The 26,402-nt window shown below is 68.8% G+C and carries 16 protein-coding genes; 4 read left to right on the plus strand and 12 right to left on the minus strand.

Annotation, left to right across the window (positions count from 1 at the left end):
- Positions 1 to 15: 15 nt before the first annotated feature.
- The gene (locus tag JRI60_RS28820; protein ID WP_239469768.1) at positions 16 to 393 is read right to left on the minus strand and encodes a MarR family winged helix-turn-helix transcriptional regulator; all 378 of its coding nucleotides are present in this window, start codon (positions 391 to 393) and stop codon (positions 16 to 18) included.
- A 195-nt stretch (positions 394 to 588) separates the two neighbouring features.
- Between JRI60_RS28820 and JRI60_RS28825 the strand changes: the two genes are divergently transcribed.
- From JRI60_RS28825 to JRI60_RS28835, 3 genes are read left to right on the plus strand one after another with little or no spacing between them, the layout of a single operon-like run.
- A complete protein-coding gene (locus tag JRI60_RS28825; RefSeq protein WP_204219095.1) occupies positions 589 to 1,980 on the plus strand; it encodes a TolC family protein in 1,392 nt (463 codons plus the stop codon).
- Positions 1,977 to 3,131 carry an efflux RND transporter periplasmic adaptor subunit gene (locus tag JRI60_RS28830; protein WP_239469769.1) on the plus strand — a complete coding sequence of 385 codons (1,155 nt, stop codon included), beginning with the start codon at positions 1,977 to 1,979 and terminating at the stop codon, positions 3,129 to 3,131. The genes JRI60_RS28825 and JRI60_RS28830 overlap by 4 nt, the downstream gene beginning before the upstream one ends.
- A 32-nt stretch (positions 3,132 to 3,163) precedes the next feature.
- Entirely contained in the window at positions 3,164 to 6,313 is a 3,150-nt protein-coding gene (locus tag JRI60_RS28835; RefSeq protein ID WP_204219096.1) for an efflux RND transporter permease subunit, read from the plus strand.
- Positions 6,314 to 6,335: 22 nt separating this feature from the next.
- On the opposite strand, the gene JRI60_RS28840 is transcribed toward JRI60_RS28835, so the two are convergent.
- The 5 genes from JRI60_RS28840 to JRI60_RS28860 all read right to left on the minus strand — a co-directional run bounded on the left by JRI60_RS28840 (position 6,336) and on the right by JRI60_RS28860 (position 12,870).
- Complete coding sequence (locus tag JRI60_RS28840; RefSeq protein WP_204219097.1) at positions 6,336 to 7,883, minus strand: hydroxysqualene dehydroxylase; 1,548 nt, start codon at positions 7,881 to 7,883, stop codon at positions 6,336 to 6,338.
- Between the two features lie 12 nt (positions 7,884 to 7,895).
- Positions 7,896 to 9,350: an FAD-dependent oxidoreductase gene (locus tag JRI60_RS28845; protein ID WP_239469770.1), complete on the minus strand. Its 1,455-nt coding sequence runs from the start codon at positions 9,348 to 9,350 to the stop codon at positions 7,896 to 7,898.
- A 9-nt stretch (positions 9,351 to 9,359) separates the two neighbouring features.
- On the minus strand, positions 9,360 to 10,682 hold the full coding sequence (locus JRI60_RS28850) for an ABC1 kinase family protein (protein ID WP_204219098.1): 1,323 nt from the start codon (positions 10,680 to 10,682) through the stop codon (positions 9,360 to 9,362).
- A 119-nt stretch (positions 10,683 to 10,801) separates the two neighbouring features.
- Entirely contained in the window at positions 10,802 to 11,941 is a 1,140-nt protein-coding gene (locus JRI60_RS28855; RefSeq protein ID WP_204219099.1) for a hypothetical protein, read from the minus strand.
- On the minus strand, positions 11,938 to 12,870 hold the full coding sequence (locus JRI60_RS28860) for a glutathione S-transferase family protein (RefSeq protein ID WP_239469771.1): 933 nt from the start codon (positions 12,868 to 12,870) through the stop codon (positions 11,938 to 11,940). Before JRI60_RS28860 ends, JRI60_RS28855 begins: the two co-directional genes overlap by 4 nt.
- A 235-nt stretch (positions 12,871 to 13,105) precedes the next feature.
- On the opposite strand from JRI60_RS28860, the gene JRI60_RS28865 reads away from it, so the two are divergent.
- Complete coding sequence (locus JRI60_RS28865; RefSeq protein ID WP_204219101.1) at positions 13,106 to 16,258, plus strand: PAS domain S-box protein; 3,153 nt, start codon at positions 13,106 to 13,108, stop codon at positions 16,256 to 16,258.
- 41 nt (positions 16,259 to 16,299) lie between these two features.
- Here JRI60_RS28865 and cglE read toward each other — a convergent pair whose 3' ends face one another.
- The 6 genes from cglE to JRI60_RS28895 form a co-directional block, all read right to left on the minus strand.
- Positions 16,300 to 16,896, minus strand: a complete 597-nt coding sequence (gene cglE, locus JRI60_RS28870) for an adventurous gliding motility protein CglE (RefSeq protein ID WP_204219102.1) — start codon at positions 16,894 to 16,896, stop codon at positions 16,300 to 16,302.
- An 83-nt stretch (positions 16,897 to 16,979) separates the two neighbouring features.
- Positions 16,980 to 18,884 (minus strand): AgmX/PglI C-terminal domain-containing protein, encoded by a 1,905-nt coding sequence (locus JRI60_RS28875; RefSeq protein ID WP_204219103.1) that lies wholly within the window; start codon positions 18,882 to 18,884, stop codon positions 16,980 to 16,982.
- A gap of 45 nt (positions 18,885 to 18,929) precedes the next feature.
- Complete coding sequence (locus JRI60_RS28880) at positions 18,930 to 19,214, minus strand: hypothetical protein (RefSeq protein WP_204219104.1); 285 nt, start codon at positions 19,212 to 19,214, stop codon at positions 18,930 to 18,932.
- A 178-nt stretch (positions 19,215 to 19,392) separates the two neighbouring features.
- Positions 19,393 to 20,847, minus strand: coding sequence for a tetratricopeptide repeat protein (locus JRI60_RS28885; protein ID WP_204219105.1), 1,455 nt, complete (start codon positions 20,845 to 20,847; stop codon positions 19,393 to 19,395).
- A 44-nt stretch (positions 20,848 to 20,891) separates the two neighbouring features.
- Positions 20,892 to 24,584 (minus strand): tetratricopeptide repeat protein, encoded by a 3,693-nt coding sequence (locus JRI60_RS28890; protein WP_204219106.1) that lies wholly within the window; start codon positions 24,582 to 24,584, stop codon positions 20,892 to 20,894.
- A 279-nt stretch (positions 24,585 to 24,863) separates the two neighbouring features.
- Complete coding sequence (locus JRI60_RS28895; protein ID WP_204219107.1) at positions 24,864 to 26,399, minus strand: tetratricopeptide repeat protein; 1,536 nt, start codon at positions 26,397 to 26,399, stop codon at positions 24,864 to 24,866.
- Positions 26,400 to 26,402: the final 3 nt, after the last annotated feature.

The following is a 26,402-nucleotide window of genomic DNA, read 5'->3' on the forward strand; positions in this document are numbered from 1 at the left end:
CGCTCTCCCGCCAGGTCAGCTCGAGGAGCCCGCCTCGGTGGCGCACTGCCCCTGCGTCAGCCCCGCCTGAAGCTTCTCCAGCAGGCGCTTGAGCTCCCGCATCTCCGAGGGCGTGAGGTGCTGGCTCGCCTCCTCGTCCAGCCACAGCCCCGCCTCTCGCAGCACCGAGATGTCCGCGTGGCTGGCTTCGGTCACCTCCAGGCGTACGCAGCGGCGATCCTCCCCCGCGCAGCGCCGGACGAGCCCCTCCTCTTCCAACCGATCCACCATCCGGCTCACCGCCGGTGCATCCATCAACAAGCGCTCGGCCAGCGCCGCCTGGGTGCGCACCCCCTCCTCGATGACCTTCAGGGCCACCAGTTGCTGGAAGGGCCGGCGCGTCCGCCCGCTCACCCGGCGAGAAATCAGCCGGTGAATGGCGCGTCGCACAGATGCCATTTGCTCCGGGAGCGTCATTTGACGTAACAATGCTTGTGGTTGACAACAATTGTCAACCACACCATTACAGCGAATACATCCCGTGTGCTGACCGTTCAGGGGGGCATGGAGCAGCACACTTGAAGTCCAAAGTTTCTGGCACCCACCTGTATGCTCCTCAGACCCACATTCCTCCTCGCGGTGCTCCTCGCGGCCCCCGCCCTGGCACAGCAGCAGGATCCGCTCGTGCCGCCGCCGCCCCTGTTCCAGCCGCAGGTGGATGATCCGATGCTCATCCCCGCGCCCCCCGCCACCCGGCAGGTGGGGACCTGGGATGAGGCGCTCGGGCTGGTGCGCGAGCGCTCCACGGACCTGCGCACCGCGCAGGCCAACGTCCAGCGCGCCGAGGGCCGGTGGCGCCAGGCGCTGTCGCTGCTGCTGCCCAACGCCCGCGTGTCGGCGGGTGTGGCCTACGACATCCTCAACCCCAACAACCCCATCGGGCTCACGGGCGCGCCCGTCGCCGCGCAGCCCGGAGCCGAGCGCCAACCCACCGTGCCCCTCGGCAGCGGGACGGTGTCGGTGACGCAGTCGGTGGTGGACTTCGGCGCCTGGCGCGGGCTGGCGTCTGCCGACAAGGCCGAGGACAGCGCCCGGGCGAACCTCGAGGACGTGCAGCGCCGCCTCACCCTGGGGCTGGCGCGCACCCTGGTGGCCACCGTGGCCGCCGAGCGCACCGCGGAGATCAACCGCGTGGGCCTGCGCCGGGCGCTCGAGCGCGCCGCGCTCACCCAGCGCTCCTTCGAGCTGGGCGCGGGCACTCAGCTGGACGTGGTGCGCGTGCGCCAGGACGTGGAGGTCGCGCGGCAGGCGCTCATCTCCGGTGACGAGCAGCTGCACCGCGCTCGCGAGGCGCTCGGCCTGTCCCTGGGCTTCCCCCAGGAGGTGGGCGTGAGCACGTCCTTCAACCTCCAGGGGCTGGTGGAGCAGACCCGCGCCACCTGCGCGCCGCTGAAGGCCCTGAGCGAGCGGCCGGACCTGGAGGCCGCGCGCACCAATCTGGAGTCGACGCGCGAGAGCAGGCGCCAGGCTTCCGCCGGCTACCTCCCCTCGCTCGGCCTCACCAGCGGATTGAACGCGCTCACCACGGATCCCGGCCCCGGGCGGGTGGCCACCTGGAGCATCGCCGCCGTGCTGTCGGTGCCCATCTGGGAGGGCGGTCTGCGCGGCGGTCTGGTGCGTGAGCGCGCGGGCCTCGAGCAGCAGGCGGCCGAGTCGCTCGAGCGCACCCGGCGCGAGGTGGACGTGGAGGTGGTGCGCGCCCGGCGGAGCGTGGAGGTGGCCGAGTCGCTGGTGAAGACGGCGACCGAGTCACGGGAGCTGGCCGCGAAGACGGACCAGCTTACCCGGCGCGCCTATGAGGTAGGCCGCGGCAGCAGCCTGGAGCTGGTGCAGAGCGGTGCGGCCCTGCGACAGGCGGAGCTGTCGCTGGCCCTGCGTGAATTCGAACTGGTCCAGGCACGCCTGGACGCATTCTTGACGGAGGCCCGGTGCGACTGGTGAGAAGGGTACGCCCCCTGAAGGCGATCGTGATGGGAGTGTGGGGTGCCGCGCTGGTGATGGGCGCCTCGGGTTGCGGCAACAAGCCGGCGGCCAAGGCGCCGCCGCCCGCGCGTGAGATCGAGGTGGTCCAGCTCGCGCCGAGCGAGGTGCGGGATACCGGCGAGTACCTCGGCACCTTGATGTCGCGCCAGAGCGTCAACGTGCTGCCCCAGGTGGCCGGTAACGTGCGCCGCATCCACGTGCGCCCCGGCCAGAAGGTGGAGGCGGGAGATCCGCTCATCGACGTGGACGCGCGCGAGGAGACCGCGGCGCTCGAGAGCGCCCGGGCCCAGCGCACCTCCTCGGAGGTGAACCTGGAGCAGGCGCGCCGGACGCGTGCCCGCATCGAGTCCCTCTATAAGGAGGGCCTGGCGAGCGCCCAGGAGCTGGAGCAGTCGCGGGCCCAGGTGGAAGCGCTCGAGGCCTCCACGCGCGCCGCCGCCGCCAATGAGACCCAGCGCGAGGTGCAGCTGCAGTTCCACGCCGTGCGCGCCCCCTTCGCCGGTACGGTGGGCGACGTGCTGGTGCGCGTGGGTGATTTCGTGAGCGCCACCACGCCCCTGACCAGCGTGGCCCAGGCGGACGTGCTCGAGGTGAGCGTGGCGGTGCCGTCCGAGCGCGCCCGCTCGCTGCGGCCCGAGACGCCGCTCGAGGTGCTCGATTCGAGCGGGAAGGTGCTGCTCACCAGCACCGTCTTCTTCATCGCGCCCCAGGCGGATCCCCGCACCCAGCTGGTGGAGGTGAAGGCCGCCTTCCGCAACACCGTGGGCCTGCGTCCCAGCGAGCTGGTGCGCGCGCGCCTCGTCTACTCCACCCGCAACGCCCTGCAGCTGCCGGCGCTCGCGGTGGTGCGCCAGAGCGGCCAGCCCTTCGCCCTGGTGGTGACGGACAAGGGCGGCCAGAAGGTGGTGGAGCGCCGCCCCATCAAGCTCGGAGCGCTCGGAGAGCTGGCCTACGTGGTGGAGAGCGGGCTGAAGGAGGGCGAGCAGGTGGCCGTCACCTCGCTGCAGGCGCTGCGTGATGGGGCGCCGGTGAAGGTGAAGGGCACGGTCGCCCAGGCCGGAGCACAAGCAGGGACCGCTGGCGGTGGAGCCGCCGGGGGCAGCCGTTAGGCAGCAGCAGAGAGAATGAGGGCTCCAACGCCGTGTTCGTCGACTTCTTCATCCGCAGGCCCGTCTTCGCCGCCGTCTGCTCCATCCTGCTGACGCTGGTGGGGCTGATCGCCATTCCCACCCTCCCCATTGCCCAGTACCCGGATCTCGCCCCGCCCCAGGTGACCGTCACCAGCACCTACGTGGGCGCGAGCGCCGAGGTGGTGGAGAGCGCCGTCACCATCCCGCTGGAGCAGGAGATCAACGGCGTGGAGGGCATGCGGTACATCACCTCCACCAGCAGCAACGACGGCACGAGCCAGGTCACCGTCACCTTCGAGCCCACGCGCGACATCGAAGTGGCCGCCGTGGACGTGCAGAACCGCGTGAGCCGCGCCGCCGCGCGTCTGCCCGCCCAGGTGAACCAGACGGGCATCGTCGTCAACAAGGCCTCCAGCCAGATGCTGCTGACGATCGGCCTTTCCAGCCCGGACAACCGCTACGACGCGCAGTTCCTCAGCAACTACGCGGACGTGAACCTGAAGGACGCCGTCAAGCGCGTGCGCGGCGTGGGTGACGTGCGCATCTTCGGCGAGCGCAAGTTCTCCATGCGCCTGTGGCTCAACCCCACCCAGCTCGCCAGCCGCGGCCTCACCCCCCAGGACGTGGTGCGGGTGCTGCAGGAGCAGAACCTCCAGGTGGCCGCGGGCCAGGTGGGCCAGCCGCCGTCGAGCACCGAGCAGCCCTACCAGATCGCCGTGCGGGCGCGCGGCCGGCTCGTCGAGCCCGAGGAGTTCGGGGAGATCGTCCTGATGCGCAACACGGACGGAAAGCTCGTGCGCGTGAAGGACGTGGGCCGCGTGGAGCTGGGCGCGGAGAACTACGGAACGCTCCTGCGCTTCAATGGAAAGACGGGCGTGGGCATGGCCATCATGCAGCTGCCCACCGCCAACGCGTTGGACGTGCGTGACGGAGTCCTCAGGGAGATGGACCGGCTCTCCCAGCAGTTCCCTCCGGGGCTCGAGTACGCACTGGGCAACGACACCACTCTCGCCGTGCGCGCCTCCGTCAACGAGGTGGTGCACACGCTCATTGAAGCCATCGCGCTGGTCATCCTCGTCATCTTCCTGTTCCTGCACGGCTGGCGCAGCGTGCTCATCACCGCCATCACCCTGCCCGTCTCGCTGGTGGGCACCTTCGCCTTCGTCTACCTGATGGGCTTCTCCATCAACACGCTGACGCTCTTCGGCCTGACGCTGGCCACGGGCCTCGTGGTGGACGACGCCATCGTGGTCATCGAGAACATCGAACGGTTGATGGCTGAACGGGGCCTGTCGGCCTTCGAGGCGGCGCGAGCGGGCATGAAGGAAGTGGCGGGCGCGGTGGTGGCCATCTCCATCGTGCTGGTGGCGGTGTTCATCCCCGTGGCGCTCTTCCCTGGCACCACGGGCTCCATCTACCGCCAGTTCGCGCTGACCATCGCCGCGTCGGTGGCCCTGTCCACCTTCTGCGCCCTCACCCTGACACCGGCCATGAGCGCGCGGCTGCTCAAGCACCACCATGGGGAGAAGTGGATCTTCTTCCGCATGATGGACCGGGCGCTCGACTGGACGAAGGACACCTACGGCCGGGGGCTGCGCCGGGTGCTGAAGCACCCCTGGATCATCTTCGCGGTGTTCCTCCTGTGCCTGGCCGGCACGGTGCTGCTCTTCCGCGCGGCGCCCACCGGCTTCATCCCCGACGAGGACCAGGGCTACCTCATCATCTCCGTGCAGGGCCCCGAGGGCATGTCCCTCACCCAGACGGAGAAGGTGCTGGCCCAGGTGGAGAAGGTGCTGAAGGCCCAGCCCGAGATCGTGACGATGTTCGCCATCGGCGGGTTCTCCTTCCAGGGCACCGGTCCCAACTACGCCACCATCTTCACCCCGCTCAAACCGTGGGAGGAGCGGCGCAAGCCGGAGCAGTCCGTGGCCGCGCTGGTGGAGCGGTTGCGCGGACCCCTGGCCGGCATCGGTGGAGCCCGGGTGATGCCCCTCCAGCCCCCCGCCATCCGCGGCGTGGGCAGCGTGGGCGGCTTCCAGTTCATCGTCGAGGACGTCGCGGGCGGCCGCTCCCTGGACGAGCTGGCCTCGGCCGTCCAGGAGGTGGTGGCGAACGCCAACCAGGAGGGCCAGCTGCGCGGCGTCTACACCTCCTTCAACGCCGACACGCCGCTGCTGGACGTCGAGGTGGATCGCCAGAAGGCCAAGGCGCTCGGCGTGCCCATCGAGCAGGTGTTCGGCACGATGCAGCTCTACATGGGCAGCCAGTACGTCAACGACTTCAACTACGCGAACCGCACCTACCGCGTCTATGTCCAGGCCGAGCAGCAGTTCCGCGACAGCCCGCAGGACATCGGCGCCTTCTACGTGCGCACCGAGGGCGGCTCCATGATTCCCCTGGAGTCGCTGGTGAAGGTCAATCCCACCTCCTCCGCCCAGGTCATCCGCCACTACAACCTCTTCCGTGCCGCGGAGATCAACGGACAGGCCGCTCCAGGCGTCTCGTCGGGTCAGGCGCTGGAGGCCATGCAACAGGTGGCCACCCAGCTGCTCCCCCAGGGCATGAGCTCGGAGTGGACGGGTATCAGCCTCGAGCAGAAGGAGAGCGGCGGTCAGACGATGATCATCTTCGCGCTGGGCCTGCTGTTCGTCTTCCTGGTGCTCGCGGCCCAGTACGAGAGCTTCAGCCTGCCCTTCGTCATCATCCTGTCGGTGCCGCTGGCCGTCATGGGCGCCCTGGCCCTGCAGATGGCGCGTGGCTTCGCCAACGACGTCTTCTGCCAGGTCGGACTGGTGATGCTGGTGGGTCTGGCCAGCAAGAACGCCATCCTCATCGTGGAGTTCGCCGAGCAGTTGCGCGAGACCGGCAAGAGCACCGTGGATGCGGTGGTGACGGCCGCCGAGGTGCGTCTGCGACCCATCCTCATGACCTCCATCGCCTTCCTGCTGGGCGTGGTGCCGCTGATGACGGCGTCGGGCGCCGGTGCCGCCGCGCGCAACTCGCTGGGCACGGCCGTCTTCGGAGGAATGCTGGTGTCCACCGTGGTCAACTTCCTCTTCATCCCCGGCCTGTACGTCCTGATGCAGCGGCTGCGGGGTGAGGCGAAGCGGACGCACGAGGAGCACGGGGAGCAGCCCATCGCCCCCGCCCCCGCGCCGTGAGCTCGAGGCCCCTCTCCCCGGCTCACACGCCGGGGAGGGGCAGGCCGGCCAGCAGCCCTCTCCTGGGCACGGACCAGATCTCCTCGCCCTGGGCTCCCCAACCCGCCAGCAGGTGGTTGGCCGCCATGAAGCCCGAGGTGGCGGCCCGCTCCATCAGGGCCGTGGGAATGGGCAGGCGGACGAAGTCGCCAGCGAGCGCCACCCGAGGAGAGGGTGTCTCCACCGTGGGTCGCTCCCGGAAGGAGCCCGGGGCGAACGCGGGGCAGTCCTGGCGAAGCAGGAACCGCTCCTCGAGCACTCGCGCACCGGCGAGCTCCGGGTAGAGCTGGTGCAGGGCCCCGAGGAGCTCGCGCCGCACCTGCGCCTCGTCGGCATCCTGCGGCAGGCCATAGGCATGGAGCTCGACCACCGAGCCGCCCGTCCGCGCCGCCCAGCGCCGGCTCTCGCCCTCGAAGAGATGGTAGAGCGAGATGTTGTCGATCACCCCCATCCCCGTGGTGCCCACGAAGGGATGGCGGCCCGGCGCCGTCGGGCGATCCATCCACAACCGCCAGACCGCGAACGGCGAGGTCAACGCGAGCGCCATCACCTTCGCGCGCCATTCCTTGTCGAGCAGCTCCGGTGAGTCCGTGACGATCCGCTGGAGCGCGGGCACCGGGGTGGCGAGCACCACCGCGTCCGCCTCGATGGCTTCCCCTCCTTCCACCCGGATCCGGAACCGGCCGTCCACGCACGGAGTCACCGCCGTGACCGACTGGCCGAGCTGGAACCGCACGCTCCTCTCCTCCAGGTAACGGCGCAGCGGGAGCCAGAGCGCGGAGGCGAATGACTCGTCGAGCACGTCGAAGATCAGACCCTCCGGATTCCCCATGAAGTAGAAGTGGAACATCATCAGCAGTTCGGCCGCCGACATCTCCTCCTCCGGGTTGAAGAAGGAGTGGGAGAAGACATCGAAGAGCATGCGCCGGGCATGGGGCGGAAAACGCAGCGAGTCCAGGTACTCGCGCGCCGTGCGGTGATCGAACGCGGCGTACGTCCGCTCCATGTCGAAGGCCAGCATCGCCAGACCGGACCGGACATCGATGTGGCGCAGATCCATCAGCCGCAGCGAGGAGGTGCGGCGAACGAGACCGATGAGGTTGAAGGGCGGGAGCGCGGGAAGGTTGGAGAAGGACTCCACGCTGCCCCCGGGACCGAGGATGGGGTAGTCCTCCAACGCGCGCAGGCGCTCCAGCCGGGGATCCACACGGCGCAGCAGCGCCCGCAGGTTGTAGTACTGGCGGAAGAAGGCGTGGAAGCCGCGCTCCATGTCGAAGGGCTCGCCGTCCGACAGGCGATCCCTCCAGCCCGCCACCCGGCCACCAAGGAACGGCTCGCGCTCGATGACGGTGACACGGACGCCGCGCTCCGCCAGGACGGTAGCGGTCGCCATGCCCGCCAACCCGCCGCCCACGATCGCCGCGCGACGACCCTCTGGCGCACGCGCGAGCCGGGCCCGGGGAGAGGAAGCGAGCCGCTCGGGGGAGAGACGCCCGATGGACAGCTTCGGCAGCTCGAGCGGCAGGCGCATGGGTATCTCCGGTCAGGGTGAGAGGGGCCGAGGGAGCAACACGCGGGAGAGCCCTCCCAGCCACCGGGCGACGGCGAGCGGGCCGAAGCCCGCGAGCGTGAGGGCATCCCTGTAGACCCGGGGCCGCATCCACGCGATGTGCTGGAGGAAGCGCACGAAATCGGGCCCGGACATCTGGTCCTTGAGCAGCGACGCGTAGACTTCATTGCCCAGCTCGTGGAGCGCGGCGAAGGCGGTGTCCAGGAGCCGGTTCACCTCGTCGCGGCGCTCCGGCTCGCGCGGAGGCTCGGCCATGAAGAGCGCCAGCGCCCCGGTCACCGAGTGCAGCGGAGTGTCATGGACGATCGACCCGAGCGGGAAGCGATTGCTCGCGAGCGCGGCGGCGAGGGCCATCGACCCGGGGAGGAACGAGCGCATCATCGCACCGAAGCCACAGTAGGTGAGCGGCGAGTGACGTGCGGCCGCATCGCCCACCAGCACCACGCGGCGCCCTGGAGCACTCGGAGGCGGCACCAGCCTCGACCAGCCCGGGATGTAGCCGAACGTCGGCCGGAGCAGACGTGGCTCACCCCGCTTGTACCGTCCGAGCCGCTCGAAGAACCGCCCGTAGAGCTGGAGCAGCGCATGCTGCCGGATGCACCGCGCCCGCGCGTAATAGAACAGGTAGATCGTCGCCTCGCCCGGACGCCCGGGAAACCCTTCCCAGATGTGCTGGCGCCCGTCCTCCACGCCCTCGGTCGTCACCAGGATGTCGCCCACCCGGGGATCCAGCTCGTCGGGCGCGGTGCCCTCCTTCAATCCACCGAGCACGCCCCCGACCGTGGGACAGAGGAGATCCGCGGTCGCATGGGGACTGGAGATGCCCCGCGCGTCGAGCAACACACGGGCCGTCACCTCGGATCGTCCGCCCCCGGTCCGATCGAACAGCAGGCGCACCGCCTCGGGACCCTCACCCACGCCCACCAGGGAATGTCCGTCATGGAAGGCGACGCCGCGCCGCTCGGCACGAAGGCGGCTCTCCGAGAGGAGCAGGCCGGCATCGATGGCATGATCGAGCACGCCCCGGACCGGATACTCGCCGCCACCATGCCAGCGGCAGATGCCCCGCTCGTAGCGGGCGACGATGAGCGATTCCACTTCCTCCGGCCGGAAGAGGCCACTCTGCGTCAGGGGTGCGAGCTCGGAGCCGCTGATGTTCCACTCGCGATGCGACACCGCCGCCCGGCCGCGCTCGAATACCCCGACCTTCAGGCCGAGCCCGGCCAGCACGGGCGCGAACAGCAGCGACAGACCGCCGCCCGCGAGCACCACGTCGAAGTCCGGGCGGATGCCCCTGCCGATCGCGCGCACGCAGGGAGCCTCGACCGGAGGGCGGACACGCTCCGCGTCGAGCCGTTCCAAGCGGTCGAGCAGCTCGGGCCCTCCCGCCTCGCGCACCCGGGCCTTGATCTCCTCGAGTCCCAGCACGGCACCTCCTCAGCCACCCGCCCTCGTGGAGGGCCCTGACAGCGTGCGCTCGAGCAATCGCAGGTAGACGGACCGGAAATCGCCTCGGGCCCCCAATGCTCGCAGGTTCTGCGCGCAGCCGCCCACCGCGCGCCCGAGCATCACCGCCTCCGCGGGCGGACGGACGCGCAGGAAGTCACCGGCCCGGCGCAGACCCAGCGCCCGCATGTCCGGCACCGAGGTGTCCCGCGCGTAGTCGTAGACATTCGTGCGCAGGGGCCGGGTGGCGATCTCCAGGATCTCCGAGAGTAGACTCCGGGCGGTGGCCTCGTCGGTGTCCACCTCGAAGCCCGCGGCGCGGACCCCGGCCAGCGCGTCGTAGGAGAGCCCGAGCATCTCCGATCGCAGGAAGGCACGGATGGCCTCGACGAACTCGGGGCGGAAGGTCTTCACGCATCCGAAGTCGAGCAGGGCCAGCCGTCCCTCCTCGGTGACGAGGAAGTTGCCCGGATGAGGATCCGCGTGGAGCAGCGCCGCGGAGAAGAAGGGACCGTGCACGGCGCGGATGAGCAGCTCGCTCACCCGCCAGCGCGCGCTCGCATCCGGCCCGGAGTCGATGAACTGCTGGAGCGTCCTGCCGCGCACCCGGGTCAGACAGAGCACACGGTCCGATGAACGCTCCGGGACCGGAAGGGGAACGATCAGATCCGGCTCGGGCGAGAGGACCTCCGCGAAACGGCGGGCCCGTTCCGCCTCGAGAACGTAGTCCGTCTCCCGCACCACCTCACTGCGAAGCTCATCCACGTAGCGCCGGCCATCGAGCAGCTTCGTGGTCAGTCCCGCCGCGCGGGCCAGGGTGGAGAGGTTGTCGAAGTCGGACTCGACCGCCTCGGCGATGCCGGGATACTGGACCTTGACCACCACCTCGCGGCCGTCCTCCAGACGTGCGGCATGCACCTGCCCGAGCGAGGCGGCGGCCAGGGGCTCACGCGAGAACTCGGCGAAGAGCCGCTCGGGCGGCGCGCCGAGCTCCGCCTCGATGATCCGCGCGATCTCCTCCGCCGCGATGGGGGGTGCCTCGCTCTGCAGGCGGGCGATGATCCCCCGCAGCTCCGGAGGGAGTGCATCCACGTCCATCGAGAGCGCCTGGCCGAGCTTCATCGCGGCGCCCTTCATCTCGCCCAGGACATGGGCGAAGTGACCGAGGGTGGAACGATCGAGCGCCTCCGTCTCCGCGCCCGCCATCTTGCGGACGGCGCGCCACGCCAGCCCCGCCGATCCCCGAGCGGAGAGCGCGGCCACCTTGCCGATCCGGGCCAGACGGCCACGGGGCGGGTTTCCGGACTTGGACATGGAGTTCAAGATAGGAGCGCGCGCTCCCCACCGCTAGCGAGGCACGACCAGGCGAGCGCGATATCCCCGTGACATGCCGTTCCGCTCGTTCTCCTTCTCGCTCTTCACTGACTGCCAGCTCAACGCACCCAGCGGAGGGCCGCCGCCGTGGCGGGCCCCACGCGCACCTCGTCCAGCGACTCGGGCAACCGCCCCTGCCCTTCTCCCAGCGGAACCTCGCCCACCATGACCTCGGCGGCGGGCTGCGGGTAGAGGGGCTGACGCGCGGGCTCCACCAGCCCCTCGGGGACGCGCGCATGGCCCTGCTCATCGTAGGCATCCGCCGCGCCGAGACAGTGGAACAGCTCGTGGGCCACGGCCGTCAGCTCCAGGGTGAGCTCGGTATCCTCCAGCACCCCGCGCACCAGGCCCACCGAGCCACCTGCCTCGGCCATGCCCTCCACGAGGCGCTCGCCCCCCTCCCCCGCCGGCTCCAACACCACGTAGATGCGAGCATCCAGCCCGAGCGAATCCAGACCGGCGGCCTCGTCCACGGCGGCCAGGCCGCGAGACAGCGCCCACGCATGCCGGGCCCGCGCCACCAGCGAATTCCCGGGAGCCGACAGCTCCAGCCCGGCCGCGGACTGGGGTCCGGTCAGGACGAAACGGACCGGCGGGTCCACGTTCACACCGTGGCGGCGGGCCTCACTCCCGAGCCATGTCTCCAGCCGGACCACGCCGTCGCGCCAGGCCTGGTGCACCTCGGGTTTCACCTCGCCGCGGGAGAGCAGCACCACCGCCACGCTCAAGGGCCGGTCCCACTCCAGGCGGGTCTCCCGGAGGCGGTTGCGAGAGGTGCCCCAGAACACCACGAGCACCAGGACGACGAGCAACACGGACACGCGCAACCACTTGGCCCGCGTACGGCGCGCTCGGAGGGAGGCACACCGGGCACAGAGCGCCTCGCCCTCCGGGCTCCTGCACAGCACGCACACCAGCTCGCGGCAGTCCGCGCACGGTGCCTCCGGGGCCAGGGTCGGATGGCTGCTACACACGGCGCTGCCATGACCCGCGACCGCCACCGGCTCGCAGCTCACCCCGTGCTTCCGGAGGGACTCCACCAACCGCTGTGCCTCGACCGCCTCCAGGTCCCGAGGCAGGACGCGATCCTCGGACAACAGCTGGCGAGCCGCCTCCAGGGGAACCTGGAAGGCGCGCGCCAGCACCATCGCGGCCCCTCGGGAGTCGGAGGCCGCCACCCTGACCCGGACGCCGCTCACCCCGGTCTCTGGAGCTGGAAGCCGATGCGCGGGAAGTGCACCACGACCTCGCCCGCGCGCGGATCCACCCGGCGGATCGCGATCTCATCCGGGCGCGACAACACGAGCTCGCCTTCCACGGGATCGACGCCGTAGTCCGTCGCCGCGACCGTGACACGCTCGCCGCGCGCGATGCCATGCAGATCCAGGAAGGCCTCCCCTTCGGTGGATGCGGGCTTGCTCGAGGCCGCGAGCGCGACGGCCTCGCCGCTCGTCATCTTGTCGAACGTACCGTTCCCCAGGGCCTGGACACGATCCAGCCAGGCCGTCACGTGGCGGTACGGCTCGAGAATGTCCGAGACCGGGGGCGCGCTCCGCACGAACCAGAGCGAGTGGTAGACGGAGAAATCCGCGATGCTCGTGGCCTTCCCGAGCAGCCAGGGCCGGCCATCCGCGAGCTGGGCCTCGAACTGCTCGAGGTACAGCCGCAGTGCCCCGGTCGCTTCCGGGATCGCGATGCTCCGCGCATTGCCGCGAAAGGCCGTGCGGTCGGCCACGAACGCCTTGATGTGCTCCGGCTTCATCCCGGCGAACCGGGTCTGGAGACCCGCCGGCTGGAGGGTGTACGGGATCGCCGTCCAGAACAGGGTCGAATCCGCCCACTGCGCCAGCAGATGCGCCGTTCCGGCGGATTCAGCCGGATACAGGGTCGGCGTTGGCGCGAGCCGCTCCAGCACGTCCGCGATCAGCGCCGTGTCGCAGTAGATGTCCGCGCCGATCTGCAACAGGGGCGTCTTGCGATAACCACCCGTCAGCGCGATCACGTCCGGCTTGGGCATGATCACCGGGATGTGGACCGAGGTCCACCGCAGGCCCTTGAAGCCGAAGATCGCCCGGATCTTCTCGGAGAAAGGAGAGCTTGGATAGTGATGGAAGACGAGTTGGGACACGAGGGCTCCTCGGGTTGGCATCTCGAACGAGGAGATATCGCATCGAAGCGCGAATGGCGCTCCCCCTCCCTCTCCCACATCATCCAGAGGGGCCTGGCGAGCAATCCCAGGTCAAGCCCGTCTGCTTGGACGAGGGGCCAGCGCTTGCGGACCCGTGCACACGCCCAAAACTTCCGTTGAAGGACCTCCAATGTCCGTCGGGTCATGGGACTCCCGGGGGAGAGAGGGGCGACCCATGACAGAAGCACAGACCGATGCACACTCGTCCGAGGGTCTGTCTGACGATCTGCTGCGGCACCTTCACGGGGCCATCCTCTGGGAAGCGGATGCCGCGACGGTCCGGCTCTCGTTCGTCAGTGCGTCGGCCGCGGAGATGTTCGGCCATCCCGTCCAGCACTGGGCGGTCGAGGCGGACTTCCTGAAGAAGCACGTCCACTCCAGGGACTGGGGTCGCTTCCTGGAAACGCTGTACCGGGCGGCCGCCGAGGGCGGCGTGCATACGTGCGAGCACCGGATGCACAGGGCCGATGGCTCGACGCTCTGGGCCCAGACCACCATCCAACGCAGCAGGCGCTCGAATGGCGTGCTCCTGGTGGCCGGGCTGACCGTCGACGTCTCCAGGATCAAGGAGCGGGAGCTCGCCCTCGGCGAGACCGAAGCACATTTCCGGCTGCTCGTCGAAAACCTCCGCGACTACGGCGTGTTCATGCTGTCGGCCGACGGGACCGTGGAGAGCTGGACCCCCGGTGCGCAACGCCTCAAGGGTTATCGGGCCGATGAGGTCCTCGGTGCTCCGCTCTCGCGCTTCTTCCCTCCCGAGGAGATCGCGAAAGAGACGCCCCAACGGCTCCTGGACAAGGCCGAGTTGGAGCGTGAGGCGGAGTACGTGGGCTGGATGCTCCGCAAAGGCGGCACGCCCTTCTGGGCGAGCTTGACCCTGAGCGCCATCACCGACGATCGAGGACGCCTTCGAGGCTTCTCGAACGTGGCGAAGGATCTGACCCAGAGCAAGAAAACCGAGCAGGCGCTGAGAGAGAGCGAAGAGCACTTCCGGCTGCTCGTCGAGAGTCAGGACTACGGCGTGTTCATGGTGTCTCCCACGGGAGCCGTCGAGACATGGAACCGCGGTGCCCAGCGGCTCGAAGGCTATCGGGCCCACGAAGTCATCGGGTCCCCGGTCTCCGTGCTCTTTCCTCCCGACGTGGCCGGGAACGGCCTGCCCGAGCGTCTCCTCATGGAGGCCGCGCGGGTGGGACGTGCCGAATACGAGGGCTGGCTCGTCCGCAAAGGCGGAGAGGACTTCTGGGGGCTCCTCACGATCAGCGCGGTGGAGGATGAAGGTGGCCGCCTCCGGGGCTTCTCCATTCTCGCGAGGGATGTCACCCAGCGAAAGCGAACGGAGCAGGAGCTCCGAAGGAGCGAGGAGTACTTCCGGCTGCTCATCGGGAGCGTTCAGGATTACGGCGTGTTCATGCTGTCCACGCGGGGAACCGTCGAGAGCTGGAATCAAGGTGCGCAGCGGCTCAAGGGTTACCGCGCCCAGGAGATCATCGGCTCGCCCATCTCACGCTTCTTCCCTCCCGAGGAGATCGAGAAGCACACGCCGGAGCGGCTCGTCGAGCAGGCGCTCTTGAAGGGCAGTGCGACCTATGAAGGTTGGATGGTGCGAAAGGGCGGTGACCGGTTCTGGGCGCTCGCCACCCTCAGCGCGGTGGAAGACGCGCAGGGCAACCTCCAGGGCATCTCCAACGTCGCCAAGGATCTGACCGAGCGCAAGAAGACCGAGGACACGCTGCGCGAGAGCGAGGAACAGCTCCGGCTGCTGATCGACAGCCTCCAGGACTACGGCGTCTTCATGCTGTCCCCGGACGGGCGTATCGCGAGCTGGAGCCCAGGGGCGGAACGGATGAAGCGGTACAAGGCGGAGGAGATCATCGGGGTGTCGGTGACCCGTTTCTTCCGCCCCGAGGAGTTGAAGAAGGGGATCCTCGAGAACCTGTTGCGGCGCGCGGAGACGGAGGGGCGCGCCGAATTCGAGGGCTGGATGGTCCGCAAGGGAGGGAGCACCTTCTGGGCCAGCCTCATCCTGAGCGCGGTGAGGGATCGCGAGGGCCGCCTGCACGGCTTCTCCAACGTGGCCAGGGACCTGACGGAGCGCATGCGGGCCGAGCAGGCCATGTCCTTCTTGTCCGAGGTCGGCACGGTACTGGCCGGATCGCTCGACTACCACACCACCTTGAACACGGTGGCCCGGCTGGCGACGCGAGCCCTGGCCCAGACCTGTGTCGTCGAGATGCTCGAGGACAGCCTCCTCCACCCCGTCGCGGTCGCGCATGTCGACCCGGATCTGGAGCAGCTCGTCCAGAAAGCGATGCGGAGCATCCCCAACGAACCGCAGAAGGGGCATGGAGTCGCGCGCGTCGTTCAGACCGGGCAATCGGAGTTGCTACCGGACCTCTCCGACGTAGGCTGGATCGCGGAGGCGCTCGGGCTCGCGGAGCCCACGCTCCTGAGCGACCTCGGAGCGCAGTCGTATCTGTGTGTTCCACTGACGGCGCGTGGCAAGACATTTGGCGCGATGGTCCTCGTGGCCAATCCTGGCAGGAGCTACGACTCGGAGGATCTCCGTCTGGCCGAGGAGCTCGCCCGCCGCGCTGCCCTCGCCATCGACAACGCACGGTTGTACGAACAGGCCCAGACCGCCGTTCGCATACGGGAGGAAATCCTGGCGGTCGTGTCGCATGATCTCCGCAACCCCCTGACCATCATCCGGACAGGGGCCGCGCAGCTCCTCAGTGATGCACGCGGGGCCGAGCCGCGAGTGAAGACGCCCCGGATCATCGAGAGGATCGGGCGCGCGGCCGAGCGGATGATCCACATGATCCGGGATCTGCTCGACTTCTCCAGCATCGAGGCGGGGCAGCTCCGGATCGAGGTCGCGGCGCACACCGCGAACGGGATCGCGACGGAGAACGTCGAGATGCTGCAAGCCATCGCGGCCGAGAAGGGGGTTCGACTCGAGAAGGATCTCGAACCGTCGAACCTGAAGGTCCGGTGCGATCGCGACCGCATCATGCAGGTCCTGTCGAACCTGGTCGGCAACGCGATCAAGTTCACGGGTGAGGGCGGCTCCGTCGTGGTGCGGACCCGAGGCGAAGACGATCGGGTCGTCTTCAGCGTCAGCGACACGGGCCCCGGCATCGCCGAAAAGGACCGGGCGCATATCTTCGACCGTTATTGGCAGGCGAACAGGAGTGCCCGAGACAGCTTCGGGCTCGGCCTCGCCATCACCAAGGCGCTCATCGAGTCCCATGGAGGGAAGATCTGGATCGACAGCACGGAGGGACAGGGCACCACGTTCTTCTTCACGCTACCGCGCGACGGATGAGGTGGTGCCACGGCTTCAGCTGTATCCAGCCCCCTGAGCGCTCAGAAGGTGTACTTCACGCGGGGGAAGAGGGCGAACGTGGAGATGTTGGGCCCGATGATGTAGCGGGCCATGAAGTCCGCCCCCACCGAGAAATGGTCCATCGGCGTCGCGTACTCGATGCCAATGCCCAGTCCCGCGTTCGGGGCGGTCATCGACTGCCCCGGGTCCCCACTGCCCACCGGCGCCGGATCCATCCGCGTGAGGCCCGCGGCCACCTTCGGCATCAGGTAGAGGCGCTCGGCCAGCGGCACCATGTACGCCGCCGTCACGTCGCCGAACGACACCGTGAAGTTGTCGGACATGCTGCACACGTCCGAGTCCGGCAGGTACCCGGCGAAGCAGTTCGCCGCCGACGCGCCCAGGCCGAAGTGCACCCCCAACGACACCTTGTCCGTCAGGTCGTACCCCACGCCGAGCTGCAGGTACGTCTGCGCGTTCGAGTAGATGTTCTCGCCACCCAGCGTGAAGAACGTCCCGATGTCGGCCTCGGTGAAGAAGCCGCGGCGAACCTCGAGCGGGACACCCTCGGGCGGCGTGGCCGCGAGGACAGGGGTGGGCAGCAGCGCGAGCACGGCGACCAGCAGCGGCTTCCTCATGGAGACGACCCTCTAAAAAAGACCCTCTCCCCATCAGGGGAGAGGGGTTCCACACGTTGAGAACTTCCTTGGGACGCGAGCGACTACTCGTTACCCGCCGGCGAGAAGAGCCAGGGGTACGTCACCGCCACCACGCCACCGCCCTTGGGCTCGGGGAACTTCCAGCGGCGGATACGCGAGAGCATGCAGCTCTCCGCCGTGGAGTTGTTCAGCGTGGTCTCCGTCACGTTCGCCTCCGACACACCACCCGCCGGGTCGATCGTGAAGGCCACCGCCACCTTGCCGGCGAGGCTCGGGTTCTTGTTCAGCTCGGTCTCGTAGCAGTACTTGATCTCGTTCTGGTGGCTCCGGATGATCTTGGCGATCACATCCTTGTCCAGACCGCCGATGACGGTGGTCTTTCCGGGGACGATCTTGGTGATCGACTTGCCGCGGCCCGTCAGGTCGATGCCGCCGCCGTCACCCGCGCCGCGACCATTGCCCTTGGTGCCCAGGCCACCCAGGCCCAGCGCCGTACCGCCGCCGCCCGTGCCCTGGCCACGCGAGCCGAGCCCGCCCACGCCCTGCGCGTCACCCAGGCCCGCGCCGCTCTTGAGGCCACCCAGGGCGTTGTTGATGCCCGTGCCCAGGCCGCCCGGACCGAAGACCTCCGACGCCCCACCCTTCAGTCCCTTGAAGGCGCCGAGGAGGCCCACCTTGCCCACCACCTGGCGATCCTTCTCGCGCTTCGTCTTGTCGACGACGGGCGTGCCCGGCTTGGAGGGATCGGCCTCGGCCTTCTTGGCCTCCTCCTTGCCGAACTTGCCCTCCTCGCCCTTGGCCTTGGCGCCTTCCTCCGCGCCCTTGGCCTGGAAGCGCTTCACGTCGATGGGCTTCGTCGGCTTGACCAGCAGCTTCGCCACCCGCTGCTGGCTCTGGAAGATGTCGTCGTCGGACGGCTTCTCGGAGCGCGGCGTGAGCAGGATGGCCGTCAGCAGCGCGCCGGCCGCCACCAGGGTGATGCCGGCGATCTTGAACCAGGTGAAGTCCGCCTCTTCCAGCGTGTTCACCGCCACGGCCGGCGACGGCTTCACGTAGCGCACCACGAAGGTGAGCGTGCCGAGCGACACCTCCGCCCGATCGTGCAGGCCGAGCGTGTACGCGTGCTCCCCGCCCGACGCCGTCAGCTTGCCTTCCGCGCGAAGGCTGTCCTTCGTCCGCACGTCCCCGTTGCGCGTGACGATGACGCCCGCGCTCTGGGGAACATGCAGCTCGTACAGCTCACCGCGAGCCACCGCCAGCACGTGCCGCGCTCCCACCTCGGAGTCGAACACGTGGAAGAAGTTCTTCTTCGCCTCGCCGATGGTGACCGGCACGGCGTCCCGGAAGTGTTGCACCCCCAGGATCTGATCGCCCCAGAGCAGACACACCTGGAGCACCTTCTCGTCCTTGGTGGGCTGCGCCTCGGCGGGCAGCGGCTCCTGCATGTGCGGCGCGACCCGGGGCCGGGCCTGCCGGACCTGCTGGGCCTGTTGAGCCGGGAAGACCCGGGCCCGCGGCCCCGGAGCCGTCCGGTTGCGCAGGCCCGGAGGCACCATGGGCTGAACCGGTTCCGGGGCCCTCGGTACCAGCACCGAGCCCTGCAACGTCGCTCCGTTCACCTCCGCACCCGCGGGCGGCGGAGGCAGGCCCTCATCTCCGAAGAGCACCTCCACCCGCGAACCACCCACCATCAGCACGTCACCCGACGCGAGCGTCCTCGGACCCACCACCCGCTGACCGCCCACCTGAGTGCCACTCTCGCTGCCCAGATCGATGGCCGTCACCGAACCGGTGGACTCCACCTTCAACATCACGTGAAGGTTCGAGACCCTCGGATCCGGGATCTTCACCGCCGCCTGCGCACCCGACCCCACGATGACGCTCTCGGACTCGGACACCGCTTCCTGCACGGTCCCGTCCGGCCCGGTGATACGCAGCGTCAATCCGTTCTTCTTCCCCGCCGCCATAGTGGCTTCCTCCTCCTCCCTTCCGTCCCGTCCCATGCCCGCCCGCTAGAGGTTGTCGACCGACTTCTGCAGCTCGGGGTTGAAGTTGTCCCGGACCCGGATGAGGCTCTGGAAGTCTGTCTTCTTGCGGTTGAGGACGTAGGAGCCCTCCGGCTTGGTGAGCTCGCCCTCCACCGCCATGTCCGTGAAGTCGATGTTCGTCTTCTTCCGGACGACGACCTTGTCCTCTTCCTGGATGACCTTCACCTGGGTCTGCGAGTCCTGCTCCTCGGCAACCGCCGTCCCCGCCCACAACGCCACCACCGCCACTGCCGCTGCCAGTCGTCTCATGTCAGGCCTCCTCGTCGGATGGGACAGCGGGTCCCAGGTGAGGTTCCCCCCAGCTCCCTTGCACGCCCTGCACCAACGTGCTGGTTGGTGGAATCCCGCGAAATCTCAAAGGCACGCACCCACCGCTGCCATCGAGGACCCTAAAGAGTGGAAAAATTTTCCCACCCGGGTCGGTAGGTTATTCGGTCTTCGGAGCCTCGGCCGGAGGCTCGCCCGCCGGGCTGCCTTCAGCCGTCGAGGGCTCTCCGGCCGGCGCGGGCGTGGACTCCTGAACAGGCGCGGTGTCCTGAGCAGACGTTGAATCCTGAGCGGGATTCGCCTCCTGAGCGGGCGCGCCCTCCTGCTGCGCCGCCTGATCCGACACCTTGTCCAGCAGCGAACCACTGCCGCCGACGGCCTCCGGATTCGACTGCTTCTCCTCGGGGGCGGCCGCGGGCTGAGGCTGACCGCTCTTGCGCATGGCCGCGATGCCCTGGAGCTTCGCGTCGATCATCTGCTTGTCCTGCGCGCTCGTGGTGCCCAGGTCCTTGCAGCGCGCGAGGAAACCCTCGGCCTTGTCCCAACCGGTCTTCTCGACGGCGTAGGCCCAGCCCGCGCCGCACAGGGCCTCGGGTTGATCCGCGCGCAGCGCGAGCACCTTCTCGAAGGCCTCGCCCGCCTTGAGTCCCTTCTGCGGCTCCCTGCCCTTCTGTCCGTCCAGCGCGTAGGCGTAATAGAGCCACGCCTCATGAGAGCCGGGCTCCAGCTCGACGGCCTTGGAGAAGGAGCGCTCGGCGCCGGCGTAGTCGCGCCAGGCCAGCGCCAGGGCGCCGATGTTGAGATGGCCGGGAGCGAAGCGCTCGTCGAGCGACACCGCCTTCTGGAACTGGACGAGCGCGCGGGCCCGATCGTCCAGCTTCAGGTAGATCATCCCCAGGTTGTTGTAGATGCCGGGGTCCTTCTCATCGAGCTTGCGCGCGTTGGCGAGCACCAGCTCCGCGAGCCGGTACTTCCCCTGGTCGTAATAGACGAGCGCGAGGTTCTTGTACGCCTCGGCGTCCTCCGGATGGCGAGCGAGCACGCGGCGGGCGGTGGCCTCGGCCTGCTCGTGCTTGCCCGCGAGCCGGTAGGCCACGGTGAGGTTGTTGAGCAGCGAGGCATCATGCTCGCGGCCCGGCGTCTTCAATCCGCCCTCGTAGAGCTCGATGGCCTCGGTGTACTTCTCCTGGAGCCGGTAGAGCCGGCCCAGGTTGAGCAGCGTGGGCACGTGACCCGGCTCGAGGAAGCGCACCTTCTCGTAGGCGGCCTGGGCGTCCGCGAGCCGGCCCTGGCGCTCGGCGATGAAGCCCAGGTTGAACTGGGCATTGAGGCTCTGGGGCGCGAGCTCCAGCACCTGGCGGAAGCCCGCCTCGGCCCTGGCGAAGTCGCCCGCGTCGAAGGCGGCGACGGCCTCGGCGAAGCGCTCCCGGGCCTGCCTGTCCTTGGCATTGAGAGACTCGGGAGCGGGCGTGGGCGCGGCGGCGGCCGGAGCCGCTGGAGCCGGAGCCGGAGCCGGGTTGGCGGTGGCCACCGGCGCGGGCTTCACCTGCGAGGTCGTCGCGCACGCGGCGGTGAGGGCCAGCGTGGCTGCGGCGAGGGTGCGGCGGAACGCCATGAACGTCCTCCCTGCGGAATCCCTTGGATGCATGTGAGTCACCTTCACGGCCGCACCTCCCCCGAGGCGGAGGACGGCATGAGCGAAGCCTCGGTCGAGGGCTGCTCGGGAGCCGCCGGAGCGGCGGGGGCTGGAGTGGCGGGCGCCGGAGTGGCACCGGCCTGGCTGGTGTCCGGGAGGCCCGGCTCCTTGGCCACGTCGGCGGTGACGAAGAACTCGCTGCCGCGGAAGGGAACCTGGCGCACCTGCGCGTAGGCCCCCGGGTGGTAGCGGTTCACCTGCTCCTGCGCGGCCAGCGTCCACTCGTTGTAGAGCGCCAGTTCATAGGCCTTGCTCAGCGCCTTTTCGAGCGCCTCGCTGGCCTTGTCCTCCAGAGGGAGCGCGAGGTTCTCCAGCTCGCTGCGGTACATGGCGAGCTGCTCCTCGTCGAGCCCCGCCGGATCCGGCGACTCGAGGATGTTGCGCGCGAAGTCCGAGTAGGCGAGGCCGACGCGGGTGAGCGCGGCGATGCCCCACTCGCCCGAGCCGGTGGCCAGCACGTCCGTATAGGCCTTCTCCAGCTTCTGGATGGACTGCTGCTTGGCGGCCAGGTCGCGCCGGATGGTGGCGACGCTCTTGAACTTGATGCCCACGTAGCGCTGCCAGTCGTACTCCACCGCGAGGAAGCGAGCATGGCCGTAGGCGTTGAGGAGCTCCGGCCGCTGCTTCTCCTCCGGAGACAGCCGGGCCCAGCCGCGGACGAGCTCCTCGTGCACGCGCTCGATGTTGCGCGCGTCCTTCACCTTCCGGTACGCGAGCAGCTGCTGGTAGCGAGCCAGGTACACCTGGCCGGCCGCGGTGCGGGAGTCCTTCCCATACGTCTCGGTGAAGGATTCGAAGGCACGCGCCGCCTCGGCCCACTTGCCGTCCTTCTCGTGGACGAGCGCGATGTTGTAGGCGATCTGCGGCACGTCCGGCCGGTCCTTGAAGCGCGTGAGGTACGCGCGGTAGGCGGTGATGGCCTTGTCGGACTCGCCCACGCCCTCCCACCAGAGGCCGGCGTTGAAGAGGGCATCGGCCACCCAGGCCTCGGCCTCGGTGAGCAGCTGGCGGCGCTCCGCGTCCCTGCTGGCCCGGGCCTCGTCCGTGCTCGGCGTGTCGCTGGACTTGGGCTCCTTCGCCTTCGCGTCCTTCACATCCTTCGCGTTCTTGCCCTTCTTGGACGAGGCCTTGGCCTGCTTGTCCTTGCCCTGCTGGGGCGCGAGCGCGCGGGTGGCGGCGTCATGGGTGTCCACGAAGGCGGCGTACATGGCGGCGGCCTTGCGGAACTCGGCGAGCTTCTCGTAGAGGCGCGCGAGCGTGTAGCGGACCTTGGGCTCGAAGATGCTGCCGGAGTAGTCCGAGAGGACGCGCTCGCCGGCCTGCACGCCGCGGTCGAGCTGCCCGGCCTCCTGGAAGATGACCATGGCGGAGGTGAGCGCCCGGTCGGCGTTCTCCGACTTCGGGAACTCCTTCACGTAGTCGAGGAACAGCTCGGCGGCCTTCGCCGGGTTCTTCTCCTTCTGGTAGACGACCTCGTGGATCCACTTGTACTGCGAGCCCTCGACGACGCGGGCCACGCGAGCGGCGAACTCGGGACTGGGCTTGAGCAGCTTCTCGTTGGCGAGGAACTGCCGTGACAGCTTGTTGAGCTCCAGCCATTCCTCGCGCGACTCGAGCACGTACATGGTGAGGTCGGCGGCGTCACGCGAGCGCCGCTCGGCGGGGAACTTGTTGATGATCTCCCCGAAGCGCCGGGCCGCGTCCACGTAGTGGTGCCGATCGTAGACGATGAGGGCGGCCTGGTAGCGCAGGTCGATCTCGTCCGGGTTGTCCGGGTAGAGCTTGTTGTAGGTGTCGCAGGCGGCCACCAGGCGCTCCTCGAAGCGCGAGAGCGGCTCCTCGGCCTGATCGGTCCCCTTCTTGGTGAGGCGGCCCTTCTTCTCCACCTGGCCCTTGGACTTGTTCTCGTCGACCTTCTGGCCGTCCTTGAGCTCCGTCTTGGCGAGCTGGCCGCGCTCGATCTTCACGAGCTTGTCGTAGGCCATGATGGCCGCGAAGGACGCGTTCTTGCGGTACTGCTCGTTGGTCACCTCGCGGGCCGAGTCCCGGTCGGGGACCTGGAAGGCCACGACGGCGTCGTACTGGACGGCGGCGGCCTCCCACTCCTCCAGGGCCCAGAGGATCTCCGCGTAGAAGAACCGCATGTTGAAGGCGGAGTCGGAGATGAACTCGGGGTCGTTGCTGGAGGCGAAGGTGTCGACGTACTGCTTGTAGATGTCGCGGGCGAGCCGGTACGTCTCCACCTGGCGCGTCTTCTGCGCCTCCTGGTGGTAGTCCGTCACCATCACGCGCATGGCCTCCTCGGTGACGCCGAAGGCATTGCGCAGCACCGGCTTGTTGCCGGCGTTGGCCTGCCACCACTCGCCGCCGGGCCGGTACAGCTCCACCATGCGCTTCATCTCCGCGCGCACCTGGTCGCGCTTGCGCAGACCCTCGAAGGACTTGACGATGGACTGCTGGTATTCCGGCGCGCCGGGGCCCATCGGCTTGTCCTGGATGAGCGTGCGGTACGTCTCGATGGCGCTGTCGTACAGACCCACGTCCATGAGCTGCACGGCCATCTTGGAGATCAGCCGCTCCTGCCGCTTCTCGGGAGCCTTCTGCTTGAAGTAGGCGATGCCGTCCTTCGCCCGGTCCAGCTTGACGTAGAAGACGATCACGTCGTTGAGCGACTCGGTCTTGAGGTCACCCAGCTCCTCACCGCGCTCGCCGGCGTAGTCCACCACCTCGTGCAGCTTGGCGAGGCCCTCGTCGTAGGCACCCGCGTTGTAGTCGCACCACGCCAGCTTGTAGACGGCGTAGGCATACACCTTGGGCACCTTCGACTCGCGCGCCTTCTCGTAGTACTCGCGCGCCTCCTTCAGCTTGTTGTTGTCGAAGTAGTGGTTGCCCAGCTGGACGTAGGTGTCTGGCACGAACTGCGACTGGGGGTACTCCTGGATGAGCTGGAGGTAGCGCTTCACCGCGTCGTCGCGCCGGCCGAGCTCCTGCAGGTTGTAGCCCAGGTAGAAGAGGATCTCGTCGCGCTGCGGCCACTCCGCGTAGCCGCTCAGCAGCTCCTCGTAGATGCGCATCGTCTCGGCGCGGTAGCGCTCGCTGTCGCGGTGATCCTCCTTGGGCGCATCCACCTTCTCGCCCCGGGCGGTGGCCGCGTCATGGGCCTTCTCCGCGGCCAGGTAGCGGTTCATCTCCTGCTGGTAGAGGTACTTGGACTTTTCCCAGTAGAGCTCGGCCAGGCGGTAGAGCATGTCCGCCCTGCGGTGCGAGCCCTCCTGCAGCTTGGGAATGAGGCGCTTGAAGCCCTCGATGGCCTCGTCGCGCTTGCGGTCCGCGAGCCCGTCCTTCTTCTCGTCGGCGATCCGGGGCGCGTTGGCCATGGACGAGGGACCCATGCGCGCGGGGCCCATGCGCGCCGGCCCCTCGCGCTCCTTGCCCTCGGACGCGGGGCGCTTCGCCTCCTTCACGTCCTTGGAATCCTTGGCCGCCTTCGCATCCTTGGCCTCCCGAGCCTCCGGACGCGGGGTGTCCTGGCGCTTGGAATCACGCTGCACCGCTGCCTTGGAGGGCTTCCGAGACGGCTGTGCCGCCTCCCCTGCCCCGCCCGCGGTGAGCGCCACTCCCACCGCCAGCGCACCGAAACGAAGGACCGCCTTCATGCGAGCTCCTGAGGTGGGCTCGAGGGAATGGAGGGCGCCCGGCGACCGGCTCTCACCGTCCGCGTCCCGCCCCATCGCCTCCCTGACCACCCACCGAAAGGGACGGTTGAAAGTAGACGCGCACTGTTGGAATGAGAAGTGCTCCACCCCCGAGGATCCATGCGTTTTCACTCGGATTGGCACACCGATGTTCTGGGATTGAACACGCACGAAGGGGCGGCACCCGGCGCATGCTGCGCGGGCCCGCCCCTGGTGTCCTTCACCTGACGTGTCTGGCGTCTACTTGCCCTGGAGCTTCGCCGGGCAGCCACGCTTGAGCGTGTATTGGTAGTAGCCGATCTCGTCGCGCCAGAACTCGCCCTGGAACTTCCAGTAGTTCCAGGACGCCCCCGGCATCTTCGGCCGGTAGATGGACTGGCTCTTGAGCAGCGCCTTCTGATCCACCCCGGCCAGCAGCAGGTCCTTCTCGTCGAGCGCCGTCTGCACGCGGATGATCTCCGCCTGATCCGCGAAGGTGCGCAGGTTCTGCGCGGCCTCCTGGAGGCGGCTCTTGGCGAACCTGCCGCCGATCTGCATCAGCGTGCCGCGCACCTGCTCGAGCGAGGACACCGTCTCCGGCACCAGGCCCGTGCCGCGCCAGACGCCCAGCTCGTTGGCCATGCGCTTCTCCGCGTCCACCTGGGCGATCATCCGCATCACGTCCTGGATGCGCTCGTTGTCGCGGATCCACAGATAGATGGGGCCCGGCAGCCGCCGGTTCTCCGCCGCCACCAGGTTGTAGGCGCTCAGCAGATCCAGCTCCTCCCCGGCGAACGGCTCGAGCTGCTTCGCCATCGGCTCATACAGCGTGTCGTAGGCCGCCAGCGTGGTCTTCACCTCGTCGAAGAGGCAGCTGTAATAGTAGACGGTCGCCTTGAGGATCCACGACTCGGGCTGGAAGGCGCCCTCGAACTGGGGCGCGTGCAGCGCCTGGAGGCTGCCCAGCGCACCGCCGAAGTCCTCGCCCTGGAAGCGGGCGAAGCCATTCTCGAAGAGGGCCTGATCCCAGAAGCGGCCGTAGCGCGGCACGGCCTCGTAGGAGGAGATGGCCGGCGGGTACTCGTGGCGGCCGTAGTGCAGACGCCCCATGCCCAGCAGCGCGAGCTGCTTCACCTCGTCATGGGCGATCTGCGGACCCTTGGCATCCAGGGCGCCCCGGAAGGCGGCCAGGGCGGCGGCGTCCAGCGTGTCCGCCTCGGCGGGACGGCCCGGGAAGTGGGGATCCGCCAGCACCACGCCCAGCAGGTAGCGGGCACGGGCATAGACGCGGCTGTCGGGCGGCACTGCCTCCAACAGGGCGCGAGCCTCCTCGAAGCGACCGCGGCGCTGGCTGATGGTGCCCACCATGTAGTTGATGCGGGCGAGCACCTCCTTGGGCAGCTTCACCCACCGGTCCCGCACCTCGGGCGTGTAGGCCTTGTCGAGGATGTTGGGCACGAGGTTCTGCTCGTTCAGCTTCTGCTGCACGTCCACCAGCCCCTCCAGCGCCTGGAGGTAGTTGGGATGGCTGGGGCCGGCGTTGACGATCTGCGCGTAGGTGACGAGCGCGCTGACGGGCATGTCCTTCCGGGCGAAGGTCTGCGCCAGGTAGTACTCGGACTTGGCGCGCACCTCTTCGTCGGCCGCCTTGGCGGACAGCTCGAAGAAGCGCGGCGCGGCGGCGTCCAGCTGGCCCGCGTTGAAGGCCGCGAGCGCCTGATTGTAGGCGTTCACGTCCTGCGCGGAGGCGGCCAGCGGCGCGAGGACAAGAAAGGTAGCGAGCAGGAGTCGTTTCATGGC

Origin of the sequence: Archangium violaceum (assembly GCF_016887565.1) — a bacterium.
Lineage (GTDB): Bacteria > Myxococcota > Myxococcia > Myxococcales > Myxococcaceae > Archangium > Archangium violaceum_B.

Coding starts and splice junctions, on each gene's coding strand:
- JRI60_RS28895 (WP_204219107.1), bottom strand. CDS start 26,399: ATGAAACGACTCCTGCTCGCTACCTTTCTTGTCCTCGCGCCGCTGGCC.
- JRI60_RS28885 (WP_204219105.1), bottom strand. CDS start 20,847: ATGGCGTTCCGCCGCACCCTCGCCGCAGCCACGCTGGCCCTCACCGCC.
- cglE (WP_204219102.1), bottom strand. CDS start 16,896: ATGAGGAAGCCGCTGCTGGTCGCCGTGCTCGCGCTGCTGCCCACCCCT.
- JRI60_RS28890 (WP_204219106.1), bottom strand. CDS start 24,584: ATGAAGGCGGTCCTTCGTTTCGGTGCGCTGGCGGTGGGAGTGGCGCTC.
- JRI60_RS28825 (WP_204219095.1), top strand. CDS start 589: ATGCTCCTCAGACCCACATTCCTCCTCGCGGTGCTCCTCGCGGCCCCC.
- JRI60_RS28880 (WP_204219104.1), bottom strand. CDS start 19,214: ATGAGACGACTGGCAGCGGCAGTGGCGGTGGTGGCGTTGTGGGCGGGG.
- JRI60_RS28875 (WP_204219103.1), bottom strand. CDS start 18,884: ATGGCGGCGGGGAAGAAGAACGGATTGACGCTGCGTATCACCGGGCCG.
- JRI60_RS28850 (WP_204219098.1), bottom strand. CDS start 10,682: ATGTCCAAGTCCGGAAACCCGCCCCGTGGCCGTCTGGCCCGGATCGGC.
- JRI60_RS28840 (WP_204219097.1), bottom strand. CDS start 7,883: ATGCGCCTGCCGCTCGAGCTGCCGAAGCTGTCCATCGGGCGTCTCTCC.
- JRI60_RS28865 (WP_204219101.1), top strand. CDS start 13,106: ATGACAGAAGCACAGACCGATGCACACTCGTCCGAGGGTCTGTCTGAC.